We start from the raw sequence: 25,835 nt of genomic DNA on the forward strand, positions 1-25,835 counted from the left end.
AACCTCGATCAGCTCGCCATATCACGGCGCTGAAGTGTTCGGCGAGGCCTGCAGAACGAATTGTTCAGGGCCGACTACCCACCGTGCCAACAGCGTTCCTTGCGGTTCGCCTGCCGTCACCGGCAACATGATGGGCTTACCCTGTTCCGCATGAATCTCCGAGCGGGGCGGACCCTTCCTCTTCGCCGGCGGCTGGTTGTCCATGGTGGTCCAGTCTTCGAAGACCACTCCTCACCGCATACCGTTTTGGTTCAAGCCTGTCAGCGCGTTTGGCTTGTCAAAGATCACGACGTTTATCAGAAGTTCACATATGTTGGTCGTACCCGCTCATCCCTTGCTCCTCTCCGCCTTCGTGCTGGCAGATTCCGCTTCGCCTCGCGGCTGGGCGTACCGGTTATCCGGCGGCTACGTTGTCCCCAGAGCTTCACACCGAGCTGTTACCGGCTCCGCATGTCTGGGTAGGGAACGGTTGATGGAACAATCGGTTTCGTCAGGCCATACGTTCTCCTGTGAAACAGAAATTCAGGCGACTTGCAGGTCGCACGAAGACGTTCTTCGCGATATCCAAGCCAATGGTCAGGGCGGGCATTGTTACTCTTCCAAGAGTTGACCCTTCAGTGTGGCCCCGGAGGGGGCGGGAGTCCATACCATCAGCCCTTTTGTGCAGGCCGCTCAGCCTGCTGGCCCATATGGAATTCGCTGGCGAGGTCCTCATCTGATCATCGAGCGTTGCTGCTCACATTCCCTATCGGGTTTTCCTCGCCCCGGTCCAACCTGTTAGCCATCATGCGATCAATGCTTGCGCTCCTTGAGAAGAAGTCAGTTCAGGCGGATTGTCGGGGAAAGACGGTGCCGCCGTTTTCCGTGATCACCTTGGTGGCTTCTTGTTCGAGCGAGTGTCCGAAAGCATAGTCCGGCGTGAGGAAGAACCAGGATTTTCCGCCTTGGGCCATGACGGCAGAGCTGACGGTATTTGCCAGGGCCGTGGTGTTGTAGTGGTATTGAACGGTATAGGGCGTGCAGGCGTCGTTGGTGAACTGCGTCGCTCCCGGGCCCACGAGCAGGAACACGAATTTCTTCTCGGCCACCAGGCTGTTGATGGCCAGCATGGCGGCGGAGTTGGCGCCGCCGACGATCATGTCGATGCCTTGGCGGAAGCGATGTCGGCCTTGTTCTGGTGATCGGCGGACAGCACTTCAATGGGTTTGCCGTTGACTTTGCCACCGAAGTCCGCCACCGCCATGCGGATGGCTTCCAGTCCACCTGGGCCATCGTTGTCGGCCAAGGGTCCGGAAAGATCGGTGATGGAGCCGATGCGAACAACATCTCCTGAGATTTGGGCGGTGGCGGCACATGCGGTAATCAGTGCCGTGGCACCGAGAGCAAGTCGAAATGGCTGCAATGAAGAAGTCATGAGAATCTCCTGGTGGTCAATGGGATTCGAGTGAATCAAGCATCCGCGGGCAGCACCGTCCCGGTACAGGCACCAAAGCCGATGCGGTGGCCCGGGCCCTGAGCCCAGGCGGTCAGTTCCACCTCGTCGCCGTCTTCCAGATAGACGCGGGTGCCGCCTTGCTCGAGGTCGATGTGCTGTTGGCCGTTGCGCGTGGCTTCATACAGGCAGCCCTGCCCGCCGGGGCCGCTGGTGCTGACAGTCCCTGTGCCCAGCAGGTCTCCTGGCTGCAAGTTGCAGCCGGTACACGCATGGTGGGCGATCTGCTGGGCAAAGCTCCAGTACAGGTGCTTGAGATTGCTGCGGCAGACCACCGAGGCGGCATCGGCATCTTTCGGTTTGATGGATGCCTGCATGTGCACGTCAAAATTGCGCAGCCCCTGTTGATCCAGATAGGGAAGGGGTGGTGGCGATTGTTCAGGGCCCTCGATGCGGAATGGCTCCAGCGCGTCGAACGTTACGATCCAGGGCGAGATTGACGTGCGATGTCCCTTGGAGACGAAGACGCCAAGTGGCTGTGCTTCCCAGGCCTGGATGTCGCGCGTGCTCCAGTCGTTGAGCAGCACGACGCCGAAAGCATGTTTTTCGGTATTGTCGATCGCGATGGTGGTGCCGAGCGCGTTGCCAGCGCCGATAACAACGGCGGCCTCCAGCTCGAAGTCCAGCTTTTGGCTGGGCTGGTAGCGGGGCGCGCTCTCGCCCGGTGTCACCACTTGGCCCCAGGGGCGCTTGACGGGCGTTCCTCCCACCACAACCGAGCTGGCCCGGCCGTTGTAGGCCATGGGCAGATAGGTCCAGTTGGGCCAGAGCTTGCCGGCGCCGCTGCCGCCACCCAGGATGTCCACGCAGTTGAGCGAGTGCTCGCGCGAAAGCATGAAATCGCTGAACCCGCCCACGGCCACAGGCAGGTGCATGGTGGCCTCCGACATAGGAACAATGGCTTGCTGCCGCAGGGAGGTGTTGTCGCGCAAGACAGGATTGTTGTGTCGCAGCAGTTCGCTGACCTGCTGCCGAACCGCGGACGTTGTCGCCCGGCCCTGGCTGATGAAGGCATTCAAAGAGGACTGCTTGAACACGGCAGCATCTGCGGCGCAGATCAGGCCGGCCTCGGCCAGGATCTGCAGATCGACGATGCAGTCACCGATAGCCACGCCGGCGCGTGGTGCGCGGCTTTCCGTGCTGAAAATGCCGAAGGGGAGGTTCTGAATCGGGAAATGCGAGTCAGCGGCGACTGGCACGAACGAAGTCAATGCTGGGGCGTTGGGCGACGCCGGGCTATCGCCCGCGCGCGAGGGGAGGTGAGTGCTCATGGTGAAGCCAGGGGAGAGTTGGCGTGAAGGGGGTTGCGGTGCTCAGGCGGTTTTCACGTCGCCGGCACCACCGTAGGAGGTAAAGCCGCCGTCTACCGGAAGAATTGCGCCGGATACATACGAGGCAGCGTCGGACAGCAGGAACGCGGCGGCATTGGCGACCTCTTCGGGACGTCCCATGCGCGCCATGGGCGTGCGGCGTTCGATGCGATCCACATCGATCTTGTGGTCGTGCACGAGCTGGTCGATCATGGGCGTGGCGATATAGCCGGGCGCCAGCGCATTGACGCGCACGCCCTGGTGGCTCCACTCACAGGACAGATTTCGGGTCAGCATGGCCACACCGGCTTTCGCAGGACCGTAGGCATTGCGCCTCGGAATGCCATTGAGGCCATTGACCGATGCGATAGTCACGATGGAGCCGCTGCCGCGCTCCAGCATGGCGCCGCCTACCGTGCGGCACATGAGGAAAGAGCCGCGCAGGTTCACGTCGACGATGCGTTGCCAGATGTCGATGTCCATGTCGACTGCAGGCGTCACCTGGTCGCTGACACCAGCGCAGTGGAAGAGTCCGTCTAGCCCGCCCAGGCTCTGGCAGGCGCTGGCCACGGCTGTTTCGCAGGCCTGCTCGCTGGTGACATCGGCAACGGCAAAACCCTGGGCTCCCATGGCCCGGGCCTCGGCTGCAAGCGCATTTGCGTTCAGGTCGATCAAAAAGACCGACGCGCCCATTTCGATGAAGCGACGAGCGGACGCCAGGCCAATGCCGCTGGAGCCTCCAGTGACCAGAATGCGTTTACCAGCCAAGTCAATGCTGCGATTGTTGGTGATCTGAGTTTGAGGTGAGTGATTCATATATAGGGGCTGGGCTTACTTTTCTGCTTTGATATTCGCGTCGCGAATGACTTTTTCCAGACGGGTGCTTTCGGTGGCGACGAACTTGGCAAATCCAGCGCTGCCATTCAGTGACAACGGTGACAGGCCTTGTGCAGCCAGGCGCTTGGCGAGTTCCGAGTCTTCCAGGGCAGCCTTGGTGAAGCGGGAAAATGCTGCCACGATGTTTGGAGGGGTCCCGGGTGGCGCAAACAGCCCGGCCCAGGAGTCGGCAACCACGTCGAAGCCTTGCTCTTTGAGAGTGGGAATGTCCTTGGCACCGTCTGGGCGCTGCGTGGACAGCGTACCCAGCAGCACCACGTTGCTTCCCTGAGCCAGCGCGGCGTTCATCGGCACTACGGCGATATCCACCTGACCAGCCATTACGGCCTGCAAAGCGGGACCTCCACCTTGGTAGGGGACGCCCAGCATCTTGTCGATACCGGCACTAGCTTTGATCATTTCCATGGCAATTTGCCCATTGCTGCCTATGCCGTAGTGGGCATAAGTCATCTCGTGGGTGCGTGCAAATTGCAAAGCATCGCGAGCAGTTTTCTGCGCAAGGTTTTTGCGGCCGATCAGCATGACTGGTACGCGGGCGACGGCGTTGACGGGAATCATGGTCGCCACCGCCTTGGCGACCTGCGGATATAGGTGCTGATTGACAGCATGGGTGTCCGATGTTCCCAGCATCAGCGTGAGCCCGTCCGGCGAGGCGCCATGGACTGCGCGGGTTGCCAGGATTCCGTTGGCGCCGGGGCGGTTGTCCACGACGACCGCGAGTCCGGTTTGCTTGGTCACCGTATCCGCCAGCACGCGTGCTGCCGTGTCCGTGCCGCCACCGGGCGGGTAGGGCACGACGATCTTGATGGGGTGGCTTGGTTTCCAACCGTCTTGCGCCATCGCGGTGACAGGCAGACCGCAACTCAGTGCGCAGCCTGTGGCGGCGAGCAGCCATTGCAAACTCTTGCGCCGGGGTGCGGAAAAAGATGGCGTGACTTTCCGAATACCGCTTTGGGGAAGTGCAGAGTTCATTTGGCCAGCAGGTTTCTTCAGATAATTGATTGGTTGGACGACTAACCAAGTTTTGGCGAACTTTGCAGCAAGTATCAGTCAATGACTATTCACGTTAACGTGATAAGTATTAACCCTGATGTAATTGGTGGGCAGCTATTGGGTGCTGGCTTAAGTGCCGGCGATGGCTGCTGAGCCTAAAGGGCGGCGGCCTTGTTGATGATCGTGAAATCCTGCTGGAAAGACGCAGGCGGGGTGTCAACGGTCGCCAGGACGCCTGCCACCATGAAAGGCAGCAGATGGCTGCACGCATCGTCGCGATGGTCGGAGGAGCAGAGTCCACCAGACAACACCTCGATCCGGTTGTTTTCACTGAAAGTGTTGCACATGACACCGACCATGAAGTCGAAAGCCCATTGGATGCGTTTTTCCTCGCGACCGGGGAAGGTACGGCGTAACTCTTGCAGAAAAGCCTCCGCCAAGGGATTGAACAGCGTGCCTAGCAATCCCATCCAACGCTCGGTGGACATGATGCGAGCGGCCAGCTTGGCGTAGTTTTGCCATCCGGAGCCGCCGTGCATGCTCCAGTACAAGTAGGGCGAGAGATAGCAGCGCGCAATTTCCTCAACCGATAGTGGCTCATTGCCATGCAGGTGGCGGTAGTGGGCTAACAACTGCTGCCGGCTCTCGTTGACCACATTGGCCCTACGCGCAAGAACCTCGTGAAAGATGTGCTCCTTGGATTCGAAGTGGTAATGCGCCAGGGCCAGGCGGACCCCCGCCAGGTCGGTAATTTGCCGGATCGATGTTCCTTCGAAGCCTTGATCGGCAAAGAGTTGCTCTGCCGCGTCAAGGATTCGGACGGAGGTTTCGCGAGGGGGAAGAGTTTTCTCGGTTGAGGGCGTTTGCATTTATCCGCAGTGTGCTGAAGTTTGATAGGTTTGATTTGTGCTGAGAGCCTCTCAGGCTTCGCTGCAAGTATGCCATTCATGCAGCATGGGAGATCCGCTGTCTGCCTAGCTGGTAGCGGTGGGCGGTGCGCTATCGCGGTGGCGCCCTGGGGCACCCACTTGGCCGCGCGGCAAGCAACCTGCAGGTGCTATGGGCTCATGTCCTGAACCGTTTGCGGTAGCCTCCGGGGCTGGGGCCAAGCCGATTGCGGAAATGGCCGCGCAGTATGGCCGTGTCGCCAAACCCCACCTGCACCGCAATATCATCCACGTCGAGCAGGGTCTTGGCAGCAGCCAAGCGTTGCATCACCAGCCACTCGCCTGGCGGCATGCCCATCACATTGGTGACGTGCCGCTGAAAAGTGCGGGCGCTGGCGGAAACCTGCATGGCCATCCGGGCGATGGGCCAGTCTCCGCGCAGCTCGGCGCGCACGGCATCCAGGATGCGGAGCCAGCGAAGTGCTGGCGCGGCGGGAGACGGGCTCCTCGATGTACTGCGCCTGGCCGCCTTTGCGGTGAGGGGCATGACCAGGCGCCGGGCCACCTGATTGGCCACCCGCGAGCCGAGGTCTCGGCAGCGGGCCAAGCTGTTCAGGGTCGAACAAGGAAACCCAGCCCACGCCGAATCCTTCCGCGCGCGCAGCAAGCCAGAGGTTCTGGATGGCGCAGGCCACCGAAGCGAGATCCATGTCCGGCATGGTGCGCCGACCGAAGACATGCCGCTCACGTCCATCCATCAGCGCCGCCACCAGTACTTCCCCGTAGTCCAGGATGCCCTCCACCTTGAGTCGCATGAACTCGTCCTGGCGTTCGCCCCGGGCGACCGCAGTGCGCTGGCGTTCGGCACCAACCAGCGCGTGGACCTGCGTTCTCAAGCTACTGTCAGTGATGCGGAAGAAGCGCCAGGGTTGCATGAAGCCGACACTGGGGGCGAGATGCGCAGCGTGCAACAGGCGTTCCAGCAACGCAGGATCGAGCGGGTCCGGCCGAAAGTGGCGCATGTCGCGACGTTCCCGGATGACGTGATAGACGGCGGCAATTTCCCTGTCGGCGTAGCGAGATGGGTTCATGGTTTGAATAGCGGGGCGGTGGCGCTTGGGCGGGAGGGAAGGTCACAATGCAGGTAGCTTGCCACGATGGTGCCGTGACGATCGATGACTTTGCCCTGTGCGGTGTTGCGATGCGGGCTCATCCTAGGTCTTGCTGGTCCAACCGATGCGGTGCCGCTCTCGGGTGGCCTCATGCCGCGCATCCTCTTCGCTGTGCAGGTAGCCACTGGTGGTAGCGATCGAGGCATGGCCGAAGTTGTCGCGCACAAAACGCAGGTCGACTTGCTGGTCGGTCATGTGTGAGCCCGCGGTATGGCGCAGCCAGTGCGCCGAGGCGCTGGCCAGGACATCGGCCTGACCCTCCCACTCGGGCCCGCGCCCGCGCAGGCGCTCGGCCGCCATGGCGAACACTTCCTTCAGAATCAGATGCAGCGCGCCGCGCGACAGGGCCTTGTCGCGACCCGTCTCGCGGCCGATGACCGGCAGCACCAGCGGGCGCGTTTCCCCGGGCTGCGGGCTAGGCGGCAGTCCGTGGGCGCGGCGGTAGCGCGCCAGTTCGGCGATCAGCTCGTCCGAGGCCGGCACCAGCCGGGTCTTGTTGCCCTTGCCGGTCACCTCGAGCCACCAGCGCTCAGTGCCCTGGGCATCGCGCCGGCAGAAGAACGCCCCCATGGGAGTGCCTGTCACCTCGGCGGCCCGCAGCCCGCCCAGATACAACACCGTCAGCACCCAGCGGCAGCGCGCGGCGTGCAGGCGTTCTCGCGCGGTCTCGGTCGGCATGGCCGCGACGGTGTCCTTGACCGTCTCCCACAGGTCGTGGCTCAGGTAACGGGTGATGCGCGCTTGGGTGGGCGCGCGCCGGCGGCGGGCGAGGGCGAGCGGATTGCCGGCCAGGTAGCCCGCCTCGGTCAGCCAGGCGAACAGCGCGTTCAGGATAACCAGCGCCTGGCGCGCGCTGCGGGGCGACAGCGGCCCGGCAAACGGGCGCCAGGCGGGGTGGCCGCGCGCGAGTTTCTTCCTGCTGCCGGCCAGCACCCAGCGCGCGGCCGGTTGCGGGTCGGCGAGGAAACGCTCGTACGTGAGCAGATCCTCGTGCGTCAGCGAGGACAGTGGCTTGCCCAGCTGCAGCACGGCCCACAACAGCAGCCGCTCGGCTTCGCGCCGGTAGGTGGACAGCGTCGCTGCGCTGTCGGCATAGCGCGCCAGCCAGGCGGTGACGGCGGCCAGGTCGTCGGCCGCGGCGATGCGGGTGGCGTTGGCGGGGGCGCGGTTGCTGCCAGCCGCGCCGGACAGCGCCGGGGTCAGGCGCAAGTGCTCGAGCGGGGTGAGGGGTGGGGCGGGCGGGCCGTCCGAAGATTGGATCGGGAGCAGTTCCATGATGTATCGGCCGAATCACATGCTATTTGCGTCACTATACCACATTGCTAAACATAAGCGCAGTTATGTCTAAAGTTCTGCCAAGAAAATTGGATATATGTCGTATTACGTAGTAATATTTGTCATCACTTTTCCGTCTTTTTTCCCCATGGCCGCTGCCGACCTGGATCTGACCGACGCCACGCTGCAGGCCGCGATGGCCAACGACATTGCCGAACTGCGCAGCCGCTTCCCCGAAACCCGTGCGCTGTACCGCGAGGTCTGCGGCCTGCTGTTCTTCCGCTATGGCGTCACCCCCACCGCCAACAAGCTCTACAGCCTGGTGCGCAAGGGCAGCATGGGCACGCCGTCTGAGGTGCTGCAGGCGTTCTGGCAGGAACTGCGCGGGCGCACGCGCGTGACCATCGACCATCCCGACTTGCCGGAGGCGTTGAAGGACATCGCGGCCGGGGCGGTCCAGACCATCTGGCAGGCGGCCAACGAGGCCGCGTCCGCCGAGCTGGCCACGTTGCGCGCGGAGGCGCGTCACGCCGCGAGCGAAGCGGAAGCCGAGCGCGATGCGGCGCGCGCGGAGACGGCTGCCGCGCGCGAGGACGCCGCGGCGATCGCCGCCCAGCTGGCCGAGGCCCGGCAGGCGCACGACACGGTGCAGGCAGACCTGGCCACGGAGCGACAGGCGCACGCCGCCACACAGGCCCGGCTCGAGGCGGGGCGGACGGAACTCGAAGCGGGACGGCGCCAGCTGGACGCCTTGCGAACCCAATTCTCGGCGGAGCTGGAACGGGCGCGCGAGGCGGTGACGCTGGCGCAGGAACGCGCCGAAGCCAGCGAGCGGCGCAGCTTGCGCGAACTGGACCAGGAGCGCACCGCGCGCCAGAAGAGCGAGCGCACGGCCGAAGACCTGCGCGCCGAACTGGCGGCGGCACGCAGCGAAGCGCGCGATGCTGCCGTGGCGCAGGCGGAGGGCCGCGCCAAGCTCGAAGCGCAGGCCGCGGCGCTGGCCGATCGGCTCGCGGTAGCCGAGCAGGCGCAACGCAAGGCGGCGGGCGACCTGGAGGCCGTGCAGGCGGAACTCGCCGCGGCACTGCGCCGGGCCGAGCGCGGCGAAGCGGAAGCGGCGCTCGCGCGCCAGCTGCTGGCCACCTTGCGCGTCGCGCCGCGCGAACGCTACGGCGGTGGCGGTGGTGGAAGGCGGCGCAAGGGCGGCAGTTCGGCGGCGACCGCGCCGGAAGAGCAGGGCGACGGTCAGGGGGAAGCTCAGCAGGATGAGCTGGGCGAAGAACAGGGCGACGAGCCGGGGGCGGCGCTACCCAACAATCAGGACGAAGGCAACGACAGTAGTGACGGCAGCGATGACAGCAAAGACTGAGCGGGCGGACGCGATCCGCTGGATCCAGGCGCAGAGGGGCGACGACGGGCAATCCCCCAAGCTTGCATCACATAAACGCCGATGGGTAAGTTCGAACGACACGCAGGAGACAAGGTCTCACCGTCCATGGGATTAGGAAGCGTCTGCACGTGCAGTGACTTCAATGAAGGAGAACGAATTGGCCCCGAAGCAAGTGGTTGAACCCGTTGTCGCGAGCAATGCGACGGACGGGCTTGGTCAGATGGAGCTTCCCATCGCTGAGGCGATGCGCGACGCGGATCCCGTCATTGGTGAAGCCAGTGATGCATGCGTCGGTAGTGGCAGCGTTGACACTCAGGTCCGACGCTTGGACTTCTGGTCGACAAGCCGGGGTAGCGGCCCGACGGCGACCGTGTCATATCGGCGCCGGCGGCCTTACGCAGCCCCGGACGCTTCAACGGAAGACGTGGCACCGGAAGAATCGATGGAAGCCGCCGCCTCGGAAGCGTTGACTGAATCTGACGCGCCGGAAGCGCCCATTGAAGCCATGCCCTCGGAAGCGACCACGGAAGCCGTGGCCGAAGCTCCGGTTGAAGTCCTGGCCACGGACGAACCGACGGAAGCTGCCGCCCAGGACGAACTGACCGAAACGGCCGCCCCGGTAGCACCGCTTTACGCCCCAGCTCCGGAAGCTGCGCCTGAAGAGATGCAGGCCCCGAAGCGCGGTCGGAAGCCGAAAGCGCTCACCGAAACTGCCGCTGCGGAAGCTGCGCCGGAAGAGACGCGGGCCCCGAAGCGCGGTCGGAAGCCGAAAGCGCTCACCGAAACCGCCGCTCCGGAAGCTGCGCCGGAAGAGAGGCGGACCCCGAAGCGCGGTCGGAAGCCGAAAATCCTAGCTGAAGTTGCGGCTCCGGACGTCACGACTCAAGAGACCCCAACCCGGAAGCGCGGGCCGAAGCAGATAGCACTGCCTGGAGTGGAGGCTGCCCCGGAAGCGCCGACTCAGAAGACGCAAACCCGGAAGCCGCGACAGGAGCAAAAAGCGCCTACCGCAACCCAAAGCCCGTCCCAATCCTCACTGCTCGCTCAACTGGCATCTGTCAATGCGCAACTTGAGCAGTTGCGAGCCACGGAAGTGCCAAAGGTCGTGGAGGAGATTCGGCGGTGGATGCAGGAGTACGACCTCAGCATTGAGGACATTGCGGGCAAGCCCAGTGTTGAGCCCGCTGCCCGCGCTGTTCCGACCAAGACGAAGGCCGCGCCGCCTCCGAGGTACCGCAATCCCAAGACGGGCCAGACCTGGTCGGGGCGCGGTAGGGCTCCCGCGTGGATTGGCAAGAAGCCCGAGCGTTTCCTCATCGATCTCTTGCCTTCGTCCTGATTGCCAGGCAGCGCCGCCGCCCCCTGCTCGTTGCACAGCTCTTCCCCTTGGTCTTCCTACGCAGTGGCCGCCGAACTTCCGGCCTGCCGAGTTTGCTAGTCCGAAGGGGGGCGGACCGGCCGCGCCCGAGTGACGGCAGTGACGGCAGCGATGACAGCAACAACTGAGCGGGCGGACGCGATCCGCTGGATCCAGGCGCAGATGGACGACTTCGGGCTCACCTTGGAAGACCTCGACGCGGCGGGGTGCTTCGCGCCGCCGCCGCCTCCACCTCCACCGCCCGCACCACCTGCGCCGGTGGTCTACTACCGCAATGCGGAAGGGCTGACCTGGGACGGGCAGGGCGAGATGCCGTCGTGGCTCAAGCGGGCCGTCAATGCGGGGCAGATCGTCGAGTTTTTCCGGGTGGGATAGGCCCGCCGATGCATTCGGCCCTCAGACCAACGGCGATCTGACGAGGGCTCACTGACACAACCCACGACGCCCCATTTATGAAAGTACGCGTTTTTACCCTGTTGTGGCTCGCCGCCATGGCGAGCGGCGGCATGCTGCCACCCGCGCCGGCACACGCCGGCGTGTTCGACGATGAGCAGGCGCGCAAAACGGTCATCAGCCTGCGCGACCAGTTCAACAGCTTCCAGGCGACGGCGACCCAGCGCATTGAGCAGAATAGCCGCACCACACTCGACCTGCAGAACCAGCTCGAAGGCCTGGGCCAGGAAGTCGCGCGACTACGCGGCCAGAACGAAGTGCTGCAGAACACGGTGGCGACGCTGCAGAAGCAGCAGAAGGACTATTACGCCGACCTGGATGCGCGCCTGAAGAAATTCGAGCCGCAGCACGCTTCGGTCGAAGACCGCCAAGGCACGTCGCAGCCGGGCGAGAAGCCCGAATACGATGCCGCGCTCAAGCATTTCCAGACGGGCGATTTCAAGAGCGCCGGGAATGCGTTCTCGTCGTTTATCAAGAAGTATCCGCAGAGCCCCTACCTGCCGCTGGCGCAGTACTGGCTCGGCAACTCGCTCTACGCGCAGCGCGACTACAAGGGCTCCACCTGGGTGCTGCAGAAAATGATCCATGCCAACCCGACGCATCCCAAGGTGCTGGACGCCATGATCGCGGTGGCCAATAATCAGCTCGAATCCGACCAGAAGGCGGCCGCGCGCAAAACACTGGAACAGGTGGTGGCCAAGTATCCCGGTACCGAAGGCGCGCGTGCGGCGCACAACCGCTTGAAGACGCTGAAGTGAGTGGAGCGGCTTCCAGCCAGCCGCACCACACGCCGAAGTCCCGCCGGGGTCATCGTACTTTGTGTGCGAAATCTGGCGGTGGCCGCTCCGGATTCGGCTCGCGGTAAGGCTTTTACGCTGCAGCGCATAATTGCGAATCCGGGTCGGCCCTCTCTTCGCCTAGTCCGTGTTGCCCCCTCCAACGGAGGGGGCAGCCTCAGACGGCTCCCGTTAAAATCCCAGCTACAACAACAAACGGGGGTCAAAAGTGAAGTCGGTGTTTGTCGTGCTGTTTCTGTTTGTCGTCTACGCTGCCATCCTGTCGGCACTGAAGGCCAAAGGTGCCAACGGAACATCAGCAAAGGCTTTCAATTTCGCCCGCCGCGCCCCCTTCATGCGACAGGACGAAATACAGCTCTATGATCGCCTGACGGTCGCCCTGAAGGACTCGCATGTTTTTCCTCAGGTCGCCATGTCCGCATTCGTGCAGCACAAGGGCAAATCACAAACCGCACGCAACTTGTTCGCCCAGAAGTACGTCGACTATCTCGTGTGCGAGCGCGAGACGATGCGCCCGCTCTACGTGATCGAGCTCGATGGCGCCTCGCACGGCAGCGCCAGGGCGCAGAAACGCGATGGTCAGAAGAATGACGTGCTTGCGTCGGCCGGCATCCCCATCAAACGCTACACCTCGAAGGACGTGGAACTCGCCACGATCCTGAGTGATTACGCAAGTGTTGTCCCGCCTGCTCTACCTGGCGGCAGTGCTCGCGTCATATAACTCCGATGTTGACATGTCCCAACTCGGAATCCAGGACGCATTTGCCAGATACGGCGCCAAACTGCGGAACGTCCAATGGTCTGTTTCAGCGTGGGCGCCAGACGGCTCGCTTGTGGTTAGCCTGTGGGCTCTTCACTATCGGAAGGGACCGAACGGTACGGCCGAGTATGCAGATTCCTTTGATCGCTGGAGCGGTCCCGGTAATGCCGAGTTTCGCAACAATGTGGCGCGTGCCTACACGGAAGGGAGTGAGGTCAGGCTGGTCGTAGTGAACACAAGCGAAACCCAATACGTCCGGGATGGTCGAGACGGCAGCAAAATCCAAAAGGCCTTCAGTCCCCGGCAAGATCTGGTTGGCGTGGTCGCGGAAATCGATGGAGACCATTCTGTCTTTCGCTTCTCCCGGACCACAGCTGCTTGAGGTCAATGCGCCCATGCTGAAAATTCTCATGCTGGCGGTGCTAACCGTCACCACAAGCGCGGTTGGTCAGACTATCTACCAATGTCGCAACTCTACCGGCCACGTCACATTGCAGGACAGGCCTTGCCCGGATACTGCAACGACCGAACTGGCCAGGAAGTCCATTGGCCAACAGAATGCCGAGTACCGGTCAGAGCCAATATCGCTCATGGACCCAAAGTCGCAGCAACGGCTGACCTCAGGGATCGTCTGTCCATCATTGCGCCACGCCTACCAAACTGCCCTTGCCAACTCCCAGCGTGCAATGCTGAGCAACAACCCAACGCAGATCCAGCAAGCATCGGAAGCGGTCCAACACGCTGGCGCCCAAATCTCAAAATACCGGTGCGAATAGCCCCACACAGAACCGGACCGCCGAGATACGAGGTCTTCGCCGTCAACGACTGCGCCAGCTGCTGGCAGAGCTGCGGGTAGCGCCGAGCCTGAGCGAGACGGTGGTGCGCGGCGCCGCAAGGCCGGGAGCGGGGCGTTAGACGAAAAGCCGAGCGACAAGCCGGGCGAACAACTGGACGAAAGTCAGGGGGCGCCAACGGCCTCCCTCACCCCGGAAGATGGCAGTGTTAGCCGCGACGAGAACGACGACAGCCAACCATGCGCGGGCGGCGACGATCCGCTGGATCCAGACGAGCCGCCCCCACCACCGCCGCCAGCAGTCTGCTACCGCAACGCGGAAGGGCTGACCTGGGACGGGCAGGGCGAGATGCCGTCGTGGCTCAAGCGGGCGGTCAATGCGGGGCAGTCGGCGGAGTTTTTCCGGATCGGATAGCGCCGCCCCTGATCTCAGCTTCCGCGGCGGATAGCTCCGTGGCCGACTTCCCCTTGTGATAGCGGATTCCCCTTATCTTGGCATGCCGCCAGTTCCTTGCCGTGCTGCAAGGACTCACTATGCAGCAGGCGCACCTCCAGCATGTTCCGCACCCGCATCAGTACCTCGCCGAGATCGAATGGCTTGCTGACAAAGTCCTTCGCGCCAGCCTGCAGTGCGCGCAGTTTGTGACTGGGCTGGGCGGTGACAACGATCAACCGGCTGGACGACCTTGAGGTTCTCCATGACCTCGAACCCGTCCTCATAAGGGTTTCGGACCAATGGGTGTGGCGCAAGCACACTGGAGGCGGTGCTCAATGAGGTGATATATGTGTGAAGCTTTCTGCGCTTCGAGGGGCCGACGTGCGATACCTTTAAAATGATGTATTAAGCACTTATCCTGCTTGACTGTAGTAGGAATACCGACTTCGGTGACGCGGCAGCAACACAAAAGAGGCATTTGAAGCCTTGCTTCTGTATTTGTTCAGGAGTTTTTTGGGCTAATATCCTCCCCATTCAAGACTGGCGTTCACCTTCGTGGGTACTTTATGAAGATTAGTTTCGGTACAAAAAAAGTACAGAAAATGGGAAGAATCGCCCTGCCCGAAGCGTTGCTACGCAATGCCGGCATCCAAGAGGGTGATTCGGTGGATCTGTACTTCGACGCCACTACCAAGGCCATCATTGTCGAGCGCACGTCGTCAGCCGAAGGCGCTGAGGCCTCCCCCAGCGTTAAGCACGCTAAGAACAAGACCAAACCATGACTGTCGCTGATCGTTTTTCCGGACATGAGTCCTTTGTCTGCCGATACGGATGGCTTCCCAAAGCCTATCAGGCGGTCTCGAGCGATCCTGGTTTGTTGAAGGATGAAGAGCGAGCGATGCATACATTGGGCATCGGCCGCAACATGGTGAAGTCGCTGCAATTCTGGTGCGAGGCTACTGGAGTCCTTATGCCTGTGGCCAGTCAAGGGCACCAGCCCGGACCTATAGGGCGCAAATTACTGGATCCTGAATTCGGGTGGGACCAGCATCTGGAGTCCCTTGAGTCGCTGTGGTTGCTGCATTGGCGCTTAAGCACTGGTGCTGCATTGGCGGCTTGGTCAGAGGTATTTGGGGAGGGCCGGCTTGTGCGCTTCGATCGTCAGCGGCTTGTCGGGGCACTAACTCAACGCGCCGAAGGGGTGGCAAGGCCACTCGCTGCGAGCACGCTGGACCAGCACGCCTCAATCTTTCTCCAGAGCTACTACCAAGCTGAGCGCAGTGGTGACGACACGTCCTGGTGCCCGCTGCAGGACCTCGCGTTGCTGCGCGCCGCCAAAGAAGAGGACGGTCGCATTGTTTTCAACACCGATCTGCGTGCGCCAATCGGCCTGAGTCTGCGGGTGTTTGCTATCGCATTGGTGGAATTCGTGACCTCGGTTGATCAAGTCTCCTCATCTGTGGATTTCCTTCGTCTTCTCAAGGGCACGAAGAGCCCCGGCGTTGTCTTCAGGCTGGATGAACACCAGTTGCGCGCTTGCGTGGAGAACGTGGCACAGGGCCCCTTGTGCGAAGCCATGCGCTTCGTGGACACGTCGGACACGCAAAGCGTGGTGCTTTTCCGCGACCGAATCGATCCGTACTACCTGCTGGAGGCATTTGAGGAGGCTCCCATCCATGCTTAAACGAATCATTGATGGCTTGGAGCTGAATGCACGCCATACCCGCTCAATCTCGCTGAGCCGTGACCTCAAGGATGAAACGGTCATCTCCAGTTACCTGCCCACCCCGAATGCGATTCAAGCGCTCAAGCAGGTCGGTACGGCGCTAGCAGAGGGGCAGCCCCAGCGCGCGTGGAAAGTGATTGGTCCGTACGGAAGCGGGAAATCCGCACTGGGGATCGTGCTTGCCCAATTGGTCGCCGGTCGTGATGCGTATCCTGCGACCTGGAGAATGTTGCATAAGGCCTCTACTTCTGTCGCTGACCTATTCGCAGACCCCAGGCGTTTCGCGATCGCTATAGTGGGAGCACGGCTTTCGATCGGGTTGGCACTGGGAGCGGAGATCATTCGCGCCCTGGAGGGGTGGCCTCAAGGCAAGGGGGTGGCTGCACTAAAGCGTCATCTAAGCGAACCGGGCCTCTATAAGGGACGCCCCATCAATGCGGTTGTCGGGGAGCTAATGCGAGATTTCGCATCTGTCGCGCGCGCCCAGGGGTTCGCCGGTACGCTGCTTTTGGTCGATGAAGTGGGCAAGTTCATCGAACATGCTGCCATGCATCCGGAGGCGGGTGACCTGATTGCACTTCAGCAACTGGCTGAGGACGCGTGCCGGCATGTCGATGATTCGCTCGCGATGGTGGTGCTTCAGCACCAGCACTTCGCAAGCTACGCGGCGGGCATTGGCCGCTCTTTGGGTGACGAGTGGCACAAGGTTGCATCACGTTTCGAGGAGATTCCGTTCGATGAGCCTGTCGAGCGCTACGTACATTTCGCGGCCAATGCACTTGGCACTAAACCGGCGTTGTACCGAAATCCCAAGCTCGTAGATGCCGCGCGGATGCTCTTTGGCTCAGCACTCGAGCAATCCATCCTACGCGCGCCAACCTCTGCAGACCGTGGTCTGTTCCAGCACGCCGAGAAGCTCTATCCCCTCCATCCGCTGACGCTCGCTTCGCTTGCCGTCATTTCTAAACGTTACGGCCAGAGCGAACGTTCCTTTCATGCCTTCCTCAATAGTAGCGAGCCGGCGGGGCTTCGGGACTTCGCGGAAGTCACGCCCGTAGACGAATACCCCTGGTATCGGTTGCCTCAGGTGTTCGACTATCTGGCCTCGGGTCATGGGCTACGTTTTCGAGAACTAGCTGCCGAGCGCCGTTGGGCCTTCGCACTCACCAGCATTGAGCGACAAGCGAAGGACGTGGACGTTTTGTCGGTGCTCAAGACTATCGCTGTGCTGGAGCTGGTGCAGGTCCCGCTTGCCCTACGTATTACTCCGGCTTTGGTGGCATTTGCGCTTGGTGAAGCTGAAGTATCCAAGACGCGAGCGCTGCTTGACCGCCTAGTCGATCAAGGGCTGTTGATCTGTCGGCATAGCCGCTCAGAATACGCTTTCGCCGTGTCGGAAGCCGTCAATATCGAGGCGCTCTACGACCATGCGGCACAAGCTGGTGATGACGAACTCGCCGTGCGCGGCGCTTCGCACGCACTGGGGAAACGGGTGGTTGTGGCCAACAAGCACTATGACCAGCGAGGAACGATCCGCACCCTGGCCATTGACGTTGGAACTGTCGCAGCGTGGCCCCAAACTAACACTAGCAGAAGCGCTGCTGACAGGCATGTTGACGGCTGGCTTCGCCTGATCTTGGTCACGGAAGGCTCGCCCGAGGAACGACAGGCACAGGATCGCGTGGGCAGTGGTGATGACCCCCTCAGCTTGCACTGTTGCCTGTCGTTGTCCGCCCAGGGTCGAGCAGCTCTCTCGGAACTAGCTATTTGGCTGGCAGTGCAGCGAGAAGTGGCTGCGAAGCGGCTGGACCCGTGGACTAGTCAGTACGTCGACGGCCGTCTCCATCAGGCCAAAGAGGATGTCGATGCGCTCGTATTCTCGGCATTGGCGCCTACTCCGGGCTGCCGAGGGCCGGTGTATTGGCATCAGGGCGCGGCCGTACCAGGCAGCGAGTCGATGAATGTAGGCCAGGTAGCGTCTTGGATGTTCGAGAGGGTTTTCCATAGCGCCCCACGCATCATCAACGAACTCATCAACAAGGATCGCCCCGCGTCGGCGATTGTCCTTGCGCGCCAGCGGTTGCTTGATGCTCTCCTTGCTGGCAGTGGTTCGGCGCCTCTTTTTGGCGACAACGAGTATCCTCCGGAGCGGTTGATTCACGCCACGCTGCTGCGCGATACGGGTATATGGGAGGCCGACGGCAAAAATTGGAAACTCGTCGACCCGAAGCCGGGAATGAGCGTTGACATCTGTGCGCTCTGGATGGAGATTTCCCGCATTTTGGCAAATGAGGAGGCTCCCACTTTCGAGCACGTCGTCCAGGCACTTGCGGCTCCGCCGTTGGGTGTACGCAATGGCCCTGCGAGCATCTGGATCACGCTCTATCTGATGATCCATCGAAGTCGCTGCGCGGTTTTCGAACGGGGCACACTGGTGCTGGAATTCACAAGCGAGCATCTGCAGCGCATGCATCGGAATCCGCAAACGTTCACGCTGCGCGAACTCTCGGTGACCCAGGGCGGCCGAAACTTGTTGCGTGACTACAGTGCCGTGCTTGCCACGCTCGGAATTGCACCAAGTGGGGACATGAGCTACCTCGAAGTCGCCCGCACGTTCTATCGTTGGTTCGGGAGGCTTTCAGATTTCACGCAGCAGACAGGCCGTGTCAGCAAGGATGCCGCGCTGGTACGCTCCATATTGCGCAAAGCGCAGGACCCAATCCTATTGCTGACTTCGACACTGCCGAAGGCGCATGCGCAAAGCAAGGAGAAGTTGCCCTTCCTAGAATGGTTATCGGCGACGCTGACCGATCTGGCCATGAGTCAACGCAATCTTCAGGATGCCGTGGTCATAGAGCTTGGGCAGGCGTTCGAGATAGCCGGCACGCTTTCCAAGGTTCGCAGCCAATTACAGGCTGAGTGCTCAGGTGCGGCCACGGGGTTGGCAGACGCCCGGCTCAAGAGCTTCATTCTGCGCTGCACGGATTTAACGCTGACAGATGAAAAGTGGCTCGATTCCGTGGCGAGCTTACTTGTCCAGCGCCCTGTGGATGCGTGGACAGACGAGACCATCGCCAGTTTTGCGCAAGCTGTGACAGACATTTCCGGTCATTATCGGCGCTGGCTCCGCCTGGTAATGCAGCGCAAGGGTGCGCCACGCGCTGCAGAGCGCTTCCTGAGCCTTACGCTCACTGACGTGAGCGGGCAGGAATCTGCGCTGCTGGTTGCTGCGACGGAGCGGTCGACGCGGCTTGCGCGCAGCCTGCTGGAAATGCTAAAGCAGTCGGAAGGTGGTGACACTCAGACCGCCGCTGCAGCCTTAGCGCAAGCGCTGCAGGAGCTGCAAGTAATGCATGTATCGACGAATCCCATCAAGGAAAAGGACCATGGCAAGCGCGAAGCGGGTTAGGCACATTCTTAGCTTGTCCGGCGGGAAGGACAGTGCGGCGTTGGCTATCTATATGCGCGACCGCATTCCGGAGATGGAGTACATCTTCAGCGATACACGCAAGGAGCTACCCGAAACCTACGAGTTTCTGCAGCGAATCTCGAACTATCTCGGGAAGGAAGTGACGCACCTCAATGCGGACGTAGGGTTCGACCACTGGTACGAGATGTATGGTGGCATGATTCCGTCCAATCACCGGCGTTGGTGCACGCGGGCGCTGAAGCTCAAACCTTTCGAGCAATACTGCGGTAACGATGAAGTCGTGAACTACGTAGGTCTGCGGGCCGATGAGGATCGTAGCGGTTATATCAGCCACAAGCCCAATATCAAGCCAGTCTATCCCTTCCGCGAAGACGGTTTGGTTTTGCGCGACATAGAAGAGATCCTGAGGACGTCGGGAGTGGGTATGCCGCCATATACGCGGTGGGGCCGTACGCGCTCGGGATGCTACTTCTGTTTCTATCAGCAGAAGATCGAATGGGTCCGCCTCAAGGAGACCCATCCCGATCTGTACGAGAAGGCAAAGGCTTATGAAAAGCCCTACGAAAAAACCGGCAACTTCTTTACATGGAGCCAAGGGGAAAGCCTAGCCGAACTCGAGCAGCCTGCCCGCATGGAGCAAATACGCCGGGAGCATGTAATCCGTATTGAGCGCCAGAAGACCCGTAGGGAACACGCCACGCTCGCCGAGGTGTTCGCCGAAGCCGATATGGGCGAAACGCTTGATGAGGATGATGATCAAGGATGTCTTGTTTGTCAGCTATAAACCATGGCGTTATAGCAGATCTGGCTCTGTTTCGTTTGGAATAATCACCCTTCTAGTTCTCTGTCAGGATAACCGATGTCATTTAAGTTCAAGGCCCGCGTACTGCTCGAGCTTGGAGCGGAATTAATCAGTTCCGATGCCGTTGCATTGTACGAACTGGTCAAGAATGGGATTGATGCGGGCTCGAAGGAAGTTAAGATCCGGATTCGAATAGCATTACAGCATTCCGCCTACAAGCAACTGCGGGCGCTGCTTCAGCACGAGGTCAGTGCACAGCAGAAAAGGGGGAGTGCGTTTAATGTCACGAAATTTAACCAGAATGTTCTCCAAAGCCTTGACGACCAAGCTAGTGATGCAACACGTGAGCGGTTTATTAAATCATACGGAACTCCAAAAACTGCGGCTGAGGCTTTGACGTGTCTCGATCAGGCCTACACACGCGGTAGTTATATAGCGGTTATTGACGAAGGCTGCGGTATGACATATCGCAACCTGGAAGATGGTTACCTAACAGTCGGTACGCCGGCCCGTCTTTTAGAGAAGAATGCGGTAATTGAGCAGGCTACCGCCCTCGTCTCTCGCCTGCAGAATCCGCAGTCGGAGCTTACGCTTCCCTTGGGCGAAAAGGGCATAGGTCGACTTTCCGCAATGCGATTGGGTCATTACGTGAGCGTCAAGACCAAAACCGAAGGTCTTCCGCACTGGAATGCACTCCGGCTGGACTGGCGTCCGGCCTTTGCTGATCCAACTCTGGATGCATCGGCGCTATCGTTTCCTATTGAAGAATCATTATGTACTCCAGACGAAGTCGTGAAGGGTGGAACAACGATCTACATCAGGGATCTGCAAAGCGATTGGTCTGAAGCCAAGGTCAAGCGAATTGCTAAGGCTGATCTAGCCAAAATTTCGGATCCATTCGCAAAGCTCCGCGCCAATAAATTCATGGGCATCAGCTTTCAGGACGTCGACATTAGCATTCCTGTGCTTGACCGTGAGCCACTGCGCTATGCTGATGCTCTATGCACAGCAAAGTTTAGTTATGACGAGTCTGGTGAACCGCAACTGGCATTACGAGTTGATTATAAAACTCACTCCCGTGAGCGCACTGATCATCTTAAGGGCGAGCACTTAAGAGCCTGCGTACGAGAAGAGCCAGGTAGGAAGAAGAAAAAGCTACCACTGATCGATGCCGAGGTTGTGGCAGAAGCACTTAAGCATTTGGGTCCATGGGAGCTGGAGTTTCACTGGTTTAACCGGGGGCGGATCATGCGCGATACGCCGGAGCTTTGGAATGATTCCATTCGGGACTTTTTGGTGCAGTGGTCAGGGGGCTTCCTCGTTTACCGGGATGGCTATCGAGTCTATCCCTATGGCGAACGATCGGATGATTGGCTTGATCTGGATCGCAAGGCGCTAGCCGCGAGTGCTTACAAGCTCAACCGCGCTCAAATGGTCGGACGCCTTCGAATCAGCTCTATTGGCAATCCATCCCTGCTAGACCAAACCAACCGGGAAGGGTTTCGCGATTCATATGACAGAGAAGCGCTAATTCGCCTGCTCCGCTACGTGATATTGGGCTTTTGTCGTCCGTTCCTCGAGCAGGTGGAGCGCGACGTGGAGCCACCGATAGAAGAGGTCGCCGAAGAGGTACAGCAGCGCCTGACCACGTCTCGTGATATTGCGGTGGCAAGCCTGAAAGGCATGCAGCTTCGTTTGCCGGACGAACAAGAGAATATTAATAAGGTAATGCATCACCTTGAAGAGGTCAGTGAAGCTTGGGAGAGAGCTAAGCTTCGTATTGCCAGCTTCGAGGAAACCATTGACAGTTTCGTGCATTTGGCTGGTGTAGGCCTGATGTTGGAATTTGTATCACACGAACTTTCAAGGGTTACGCAGGACTCGTTAAAGGCGGTTTCTTCTGGGAAATTTTCTCTACAGGTTGTGGAGGCCCAGCTAAAAACGCTTGATAAACGGGTTCGTATTTTGGATGAACTCAGTATCCCTGGTCGCCAGATTAGAAAAGAGGCGGATTTACGTGAATTGGTCGATATGCTCTGCGAATTTCACGGGGCTAAGAGTGTCCGACACGGTGTTGGAATCGAGGTTACCTCGACCTCCGGCGGAAGATTCGTTGAAACCCTTGAGCGAGGCCAATTTCTTCAGATTTTGGATAATCTCTTCAGCAATTCATTCTACTGGTTAGCCAATCGCTTCGATCCATCTATTCCGGGGATAATTTCGGTAGAGCTGAATCCGCGTGCACGTACCCTGCGATTCACTGACAATGGTCCTGGGATTCCTGCTGAACGCCGGGAAAGCGTATTTGACCAATTCGTAACGACCAAGCCTCCTCGCGAAGGACGTGGCTTAGGTCTTTATATCGCTAGACGCCTGTCCACTGAAAACGGTGCTCGTCTGTACTTGGATGCGCCGGATGCCGATGGCATGCATAGAACGTTTATCCTAAATTTTAATAAACAGCAATGACAGCCGGGTCGATGTGGGGAATCACGAGTGCAATGGTGGTGGATGACGCCTTTGGGCCGCCCACGCAAGGTGCAATCCAATCTGAAGACAAAGATAAATGGATTGACTACGTTAGTGGAAGCGCAGATGTTCAACAGCACCTTTTTGACGCCTTTCGTGAGCTTGGTTTAGAGAGTCTTGACGACTTGTTGTTGGAGTTGACGAGTAATCACGATCACATTTCTGTGCTTTGGGAGCACCACAATAATAAAACATTAGCCAATGCTGGTTTGGAAGTGTTGTTCGGGACATTTTCACTTTTGTGGACCGGTAAGGCGGAAAAGCCCTTGCTAGTCTGCAATGCCCTTGAAAATTTCGTCGGACCTAGCAAGGTGAAGAAGTTCTGGCGAATGGAGGATGCGGTAAGCGCGATGGCCGAGGTGGATGTGGCCTTCGTCGACTTTTTTTTAGACGATAATGAGAAAGTTGATGCTGCGCTCCAACGTATTCGGAATCATAAGGAGCATTTAAGCAGGGCTAAGCTGCTGTTTTTCATGTCTTCCAGAGCATCTCTCGAAACGCAGCAACAAGTTCGGGAGATTGTAGGGACACGCGCAGCTTTCTTTGAAGTGATGTCTAAGGCGCAGATAGACGTGGCTTGGGTCGTGGCAAAATTGAACTCGAAGCGTTCGTCGTACCTGGGAAATAAGTCTCTAGAGCATGTCGTGCATGCGCTTGTGGATGCCGCGCAGCAGGCCGCTCAAGAGTTTGATGGCCAATTCGAGCAAGTCGAAATTCACGATTTGCGGTTACTTGATCTTGCGCGGCTCGCCGCTGAAGGCGAGTCGGTCGCCGCTTATTTGACTTGGTTGGCCTCTGAATCAATTGCAGCGAAGATTCGGCGGATTAGTGGAACAAAAATCAAGGACGCAATTATTGATCCGGCTGGGATTGGATTCTCCGGGCAGGTAAAACAAGGAAAGGTCTTATTTGACCTGTTCTCGGAAGTTGTGTTTGGGCCGGCACACCCCGCTGCAGAGGTAATCCATTTCGGTGAGGTGCTCGCCCCAAAAGCGCCACGGCGCCGGATTTCGAGAGCTGCCCACCTAACGGATCGAGCTTCGTTCCGCTCGTCTAGTCGAACTTCCCCTATATCAGACAAGCGACGTACATCCCGGCGCCCGTGGGCAGAGGGTAGTGGCAGTACAGTAACGGCAGTACCTACGCGGGTGTTTGCACCGAACACGTTTCTGTTAGTACTTACACCAGCATGCGATCTGGTGAGATGCTCGCCAACGAAGAATGTTTTATGCGTGTTAGGTACAGCGCGAGATTTCAGCGATGTTCGCTCGCAGGCGAAGGAGAAGCTGTACGGTAAGCATCCCGAAGGTCTTCGGCATCTGCTCCGTGTGGATGGGCCGCACTCGCCAGTATTGATCACTTGGCATAAGGATCAAACTCTCATGCTGCCAGTTCGTGAGTTACGCAGTGGCAGCTTCAAGCGAGTGGCCCAAATGAACGAGTTATATGCACAGGAGGTCAAGGAAGAGGTCTTGCGGGAGCTAGGACGCGTCGGAACTCAAATTGACCCTCCTCCGATGTTCGCTCTGCATGCAACGCTGAGATGGAAGATCGGAAATAATCTGCATTGGAACGAAGCTAGCGTCGAGGAGGACAGTTTCCATTCCGCGTTGCTTAGCTATTCCGAGCAACCTAAAGAGAGTGCGACAGTTATTCTTTCAGATGAGTTCAAGAAATGGGCCGAGACGCAGATCGCCCAGAGCTTAAATGGGCAGGCTGCTCCGTCGAAACTAAAGAACTGTTTGGACGCGCTTCTGCAATCACAGCAGTTTGTTCTCCGTGGAGATCTCGCTGTCAAAAAGAATGAGTTGATGGTGAGGGTTGCAAGTGAGACGAATGGCGCAAATTTGAACGGGGTGATACTTGATGTGGCGCTGAGACCGGAGACTCTCTAGCAGAGGTTTGCCAGTTGTCGACATTGGGCTCTGGCGGCAGGTGCGCTGCTCCATGCTTTGAGTTTCAATCGACGTGGCGCCCCAAACGGTCATCACGATGACCGGCGAACTGATGCTGTTGGTATGGCAAGGTCGGAGTTTTTGTATGTTATTGGTTTTATTGAATTAAATGAATTTTGTGGATGCTGCAGCCGGAACCACGCGCCGACCACCAGCCGAACACCGGCGTTCTTCGCCTCGGTGTGGGCGCGAACGATACCGGCGAGCGAGCACTCGTCGGTGATGGCGAGAGCGTGGTAGCCCAACTGGGCGGCGCGCTCGGCGAGTTCTTCCGGTCGGGATGCTCCAGTGAGAAAGGATAAGTTGGAGCGGCAGTGCAGTTCCGCGTAGGCGGGCAGTCCTGCCGTGGCGTTGGCGTCCATTGCGCGTCGCTCTCGATCTGCTACTGGTTGGTACGTTGCTGTCTGGGCTAACCGCGCTGGTGATCGATCCCGTGATGCTTTTAGTCCGGCTTCGAAGATGGAGGGCTGATGCCAGAGATGCTGCGATCCGCGAGCTTGCGAATGATCAGCGTCATATTGCAAACTTGGTCGTACACGAGGAAGAATCTTTGCAGTTTGTCAAGCACTGGCTCACAACAAGGATTGGACGAATAGATACTAGGGTCGCCCAGTTCTTTGGCAAAGAAACTGCACTGCTTTCTCAGCTCGGCCTCGCTTACGCAATTCTCAAGGAGGGGGGGTGGTCCTTCCTGGTTTGGCAGCACTTTCGCACGAGGACTGGTCGAGGGAAACTATGTCAGCACACTGATCCTCTGGGGCTTCGCACTCGTCCTCGGACTGTCTTTGGGCGCCATTTGGCTTCGCGCGATCGAGAGAAAAATAGATATCAGCTCGAATTGATTGATCTCGCACTGAAACAAAAAATGGCCTTCACGGGACGTAAAGAATAGCTTACCGTCCCAGTCGACACTGTGGGTAACCTTCATTTGAAGGGTGACTCAACAGAACGGGAAGAATTGCTGTAACGGCCACTGTTGTCATGACCAGCCCTTGAAAGAATCCGTCTAATTTGACATAACACCCGTAGAGCGAAATTTGCTTTGGGTTGTTGGGACGTCATGTTGAAGGGGTGGAGGGTGGACGTCTAACGACGCGGCGACCCTCTCAGTCGGCTGTCGACGTGCAGGCGCTCGGAACGGGGGCAAAGTCGAAGTGGGCAGCGGCATACACGGCGTTGCAGGCCCATACCTCTTCACCGTCCTTATAGAACGTGACCCATTTGCCGTCGCTGACGCAGTGCGCGCCGGGGAACACTTCGTCATGGCCGTTCGAACCGTCCAGTGGGAACGGCGCATGCGGCGTGGCCCAGTAGTGGCCGCTCGGTAGGGGCGAGATCGATTTTTGAGGCATTCTCATCA

Annotated in this window: 21 protein-coding genes and 4 pseudogenes; 14 read left to right on the plus strand and 11 right to left on the minus strand. The window is 59.5% G+C overall.

The features are described 5' to 3' along the window. Positions 1–845 precede the first annotated feature (845 nt). The 8 genes and pseudogenes from AC07UK_RS34140 to AC07UK_RS34175 form a co-directional block, all read right to left on the minus strand. Positions 846–1,414 (minus strand): annotated as a pseudogene (locus AC07UK_RS34140) (ABC transporter substrate-binding protein); the annotation flags it as partial. Positions 1,415–1,449: 35 nt separating this feature from the next. Then, positions 1,450–2,763 (minus strand): fumarylacetoacetase, encoded by a 1,314-nt coding sequence (fahA, locus tag AC07UK_RS34145; RefSeq protein ID WP_492316770.1) that lies wholly within the window; start codon positions 2,761–2,763, stop codon positions 1,450–1,452. Between the two features lie 42 nt (positions 2,764–2,805). Then, positions 2,806–3,618 (minus strand): SDR family NAD(P)-dependent oxidoreductase, encoded by an 813-nt coding sequence (locus tag AC07UK_RS34150; protein WP_492316769.1) that lies wholly within the window; start codon positions 3,616–3,618, stop codon positions 2,806–2,808. A 15-nt stretch (positions 3,619–3,633) separates the two neighbouring features. Then, the gene (locus AC07UK_RS34155) at positions 3,634–4,671 is read right to left on the minus strand and encodes a Bug family tripartite tricarboxylate transporter substrate binding protein (RefSeq protein WP_494687849.1); all 1,038 of its coding nucleotides are present in this window, start codon (positions 4,669–4,671) and stop codon (positions 3,634–3,636) included. A gap of 176 nt (positions 4,672–4,847) precedes the next feature. Further along, the gene (locus tag AC07UK_RS34160; protein ID WP_492316767.1) at positions 4,848–5,561 is read right to left on the minus strand and encodes a TetR/AcrR family transcriptional regulator; all 714 of its coding nucleotides are present in this window, start codon (positions 5,559–5,561) and stop codon (positions 4,848–4,850) included. 196 nt (positions 5,562–5,757) lie between these two features. Beyond that, on the minus strand, positions 5,758–6,126 hold the full coding sequence (locus AC07UK_RS34165; RefSeq protein WP_492316766.1) for a helix-turn-helix domain-containing protein: 369 nt from the start codon (positions 6,124–6,126) through the stop codon (positions 5,758–5,760). Between the two features lie 43 nt (positions 6,127–6,169). Beyond that, positions 6,170–6,670: pseudogene (gene bluB, locus AC07UK_RS34170) on the minus strand (5,6-dimethylbenzimidazole synthase); the annotation flags it as partial. Positions 6,671–6,793: 123 nt separating this feature from the next. After that, positions 6,794–8,026 carry a tyrosine-type recombinase/integrase gene (locus tag AC07UK_RS34175; RefSeq protein ID WP_494687850.1) on the minus strand — a complete coding sequence of 411 codons (1,233 nt, stop codon included), beginning with the start codon at positions 8,024–8,026 and terminating at the stop codon, positions 6,794–6,796. Positions 8,027–8,174: 148 nt separating this feature from the next. Here AC07UK_RS34175 and AC07UK_RS34180 point away from each other — a divergent pair, with 148 nt between their 5' ends. The 7 genes from AC07UK_RS34180 to AC07UK_RS34210 all read left to right on the plus strand — a co-directional run bounded on the left by AC07UK_RS34180 (position 8,175) and on the right by AC07UK_RS34210 (position 14,012). Next, positions 8,175–9,395 carry a DNA-binding protein gene (locus AC07UK_RS34180; protein WP_494687851.1) on the plus strand — a complete coding sequence of 407 codons (1,221 nt, stop codon included), beginning with the start codon at positions 8,175–8,177 and terminating at the stop codon, positions 9,393–9,395. A gap of 163 nt (positions 9,396–9,558) precedes the next feature. Continuing rightward, positions 9,559–10,755 carry an H-NS histone family protein gene (locus AC07UK_RS34185; protein ID WP_494687852.1) on the plus strand — a complete coding sequence of 399 codons (1,197 nt, stop codon included), beginning with the start codon at positions 9,559–9,561 and terminating at the stop codon, positions 10,753–10,755. Positions 10,756–10,905: 150 nt separating this feature from the next. Continuing rightward, positions 10,906–11,169 carry an H-NS family nucleoid-associated regulatory protein gene (locus AC07UK_RS34190; RefSeq protein WP_494687853.1) on the plus strand — a complete coding sequence of 88 codons (264 nt, stop codon included), beginning with the start codon at positions 10,906–10,908 and terminating at the stop codon, positions 11,167–11,169. A gap of 77 nt (positions 11,170–11,246) precedes the next feature. Beyond that, positions 11,247–12,005 carry a tol-pal system protein YbgF gene (gene ybgF / locus AC07UK_RS34195; RefSeq protein ID WP_494687854.1) on the plus strand — a complete coding sequence of 253 codons (759 nt, stop codon included), beginning with the start codon at positions 11,247–11,249 and terminating at the stop codon, positions 12,003–12,005. A 256-nt stretch (positions 12,006–12,261) separates the two neighbouring features. Continuing rightward, on the plus strand, positions 12,262–12,765 hold the full coding sequence (locus AC07UK_RS34200; RefSeq protein ID WP_494687855.1) for a DUF2726 domain-containing protein: 504 nt from the start codon (positions 12,262–12,264) through the stop codon (positions 12,763–12,765). A gap of 374 nt (positions 12,766–13,139) precedes the next feature. After that, on the plus strand, positions 13,140–13,580 hold the full coding sequence (locus AC07UK_RS34205; RefSeq protein ID WP_494687856.1) for a DUF4124 domain-containing protein: 441 nt from the start codon (positions 13,140–13,142) through the stop codon (positions 13,578–13,580). A gap of 171 nt (positions 13,581–13,751) precedes the next feature. Then, complete coding sequence (locus tag AC07UK_RS34210; protein ID WP_494687892.1) at positions 13,752–14,012, plus strand: H-NS family nucleoid-associated regulatory protein; 261 nt, start codon at positions 13,752–13,754, stop codon at positions 14,010–14,012. A gap of 89 nt (positions 14,013–14,101) precedes the next feature. Here AC07UK_RS34210 and AC07UK_RS34215 read toward each other — a convergent pair. After that, positions 14,102–14,321: pseudogene (locus AC07UK_RS34215) on the minus strand (response regulator); the annotation flags it as partial. Between the two features lie 278 nt (positions 14,322–14,599). Here AC07UK_RS34215 and AC07UK_RS34220 point away from each other — a divergent pair. The 6 genes from AC07UK_RS34220 to AC07UK_RS34245 all read left to right on the plus strand — a co-directional run bounded on the left by AC07UK_RS34220 (position 14,600) and on the right by AC07UK_RS34245 (position 24,415). Beyond that, on the plus strand, positions 14,600–14,815 hold the full coding sequence (locus AC07UK_RS34220) for a hypothetical protein (RefSeq protein ID WP_494687857.1): 216 nt from the start codon (positions 14,600–14,602) through the stop codon (positions 14,813–14,815). Beyond that, a complete protein-coding gene (locus tag AC07UK_RS34225; protein WP_494687858.1) occupies positions 14,812–15,717 on the plus strand; it encodes a DUF4007 family protein in 906 nt (301 codons plus the stop codon). The genes AC07UK_RS34220 and AC07UK_RS34225 overlap by 4 nt, the downstream gene beginning before the upstream one ends. Further along, complete coding sequence (locus AC07UK_RS34230; protein ID WP_494687859.1) at positions 15,710–19,168, plus strand: hypothetical protein; 3,459 nt, start codon at positions 15,710–15,712, stop codon at positions 19,166–19,168. The genes AC07UK_RS34225 and AC07UK_RS34230 overlap by 8 nt, the downstream gene beginning before the upstream one ends. Further along, positions 19,146–19,973: a phosphoadenosine phosphosulfate reductase domain-containing protein gene (locus tag AC07UK_RS34235; RefSeq protein WP_494687860.1), complete on the plus strand. Its 828-nt coding sequence runs from the start codon at positions 19,146–19,148 to the stop codon at positions 19,971–19,973. The genes AC07UK_RS34230 and AC07UK_RS34235 overlap by 23 nt, the downstream gene beginning before the upstream one ends. A gap of 75 nt (positions 19,974–20,048) precedes the next feature. Then, a complete protein-coding gene (locus tag AC07UK_RS34240) occupies positions 20,049–22,460 on the plus strand; it encodes a sensor histidine kinase (RefSeq protein WP_494687861.1) in 2,412 nt (803 codons plus the stop codon). 32 nt (positions 22,461–22,492) lie between these two features. Further along, positions 22,493–24,415 (plus strand): hypothetical protein, encoded by a 1,923-nt coding sequence (locus AC07UK_RS34245; protein ID WP_494687862.1) that lies wholly within the window; start codon positions 22,493–22,495, stop codon positions 24,413–24,415. A gap of 170 nt (positions 24,416–24,585) precedes the next feature. Here AC07UK_RS34245 and AC07UK_RS34250 read toward each other — a convergent pair. After that, a pseudogene (locus tag AC07UK_RS34250) lies at positions 24,586–24,837 on the minus strand (PHP domain-containing protein); the annotation flags it as partial. On the opposite strand from AC07UK_RS34250, the gene AC07UK_RS34255 reads away from it, so the two are divergent. Then, positions 24,837–25,367, plus strand: coding sequence for a YuaM family protein (locus AC07UK_RS34255; RefSeq protein ID WP_494687863.1), 531 nt, complete (start codon positions 24,837–24,839; stop codon positions 25,365–25,367). The pseudogene AC07UK_RS34250 and the gene AC07UK_RS34255 overlap by 1 nt on opposite strands. 214 nt (positions 25,368–25,581) lie before the next feature. Here the strand turns inward: AC07UK_RS34255 and AC07UK_RS34260 are convergent, their stop codons facing one another. Further along, entirely contained in the window at positions 25,582–25,833 is a 252-nt protein-coding gene (locus tag AC07UK_RS34260) for a hypothetical protein (protein ID WP_494687864.1), read from the minus strand. Positions 25,834–25,835: the final 2 nt, after the last annotated feature.

This window comes from Cupriavidus sp. GW821-FHT07C08 (genome assembly GCF_059419025.1).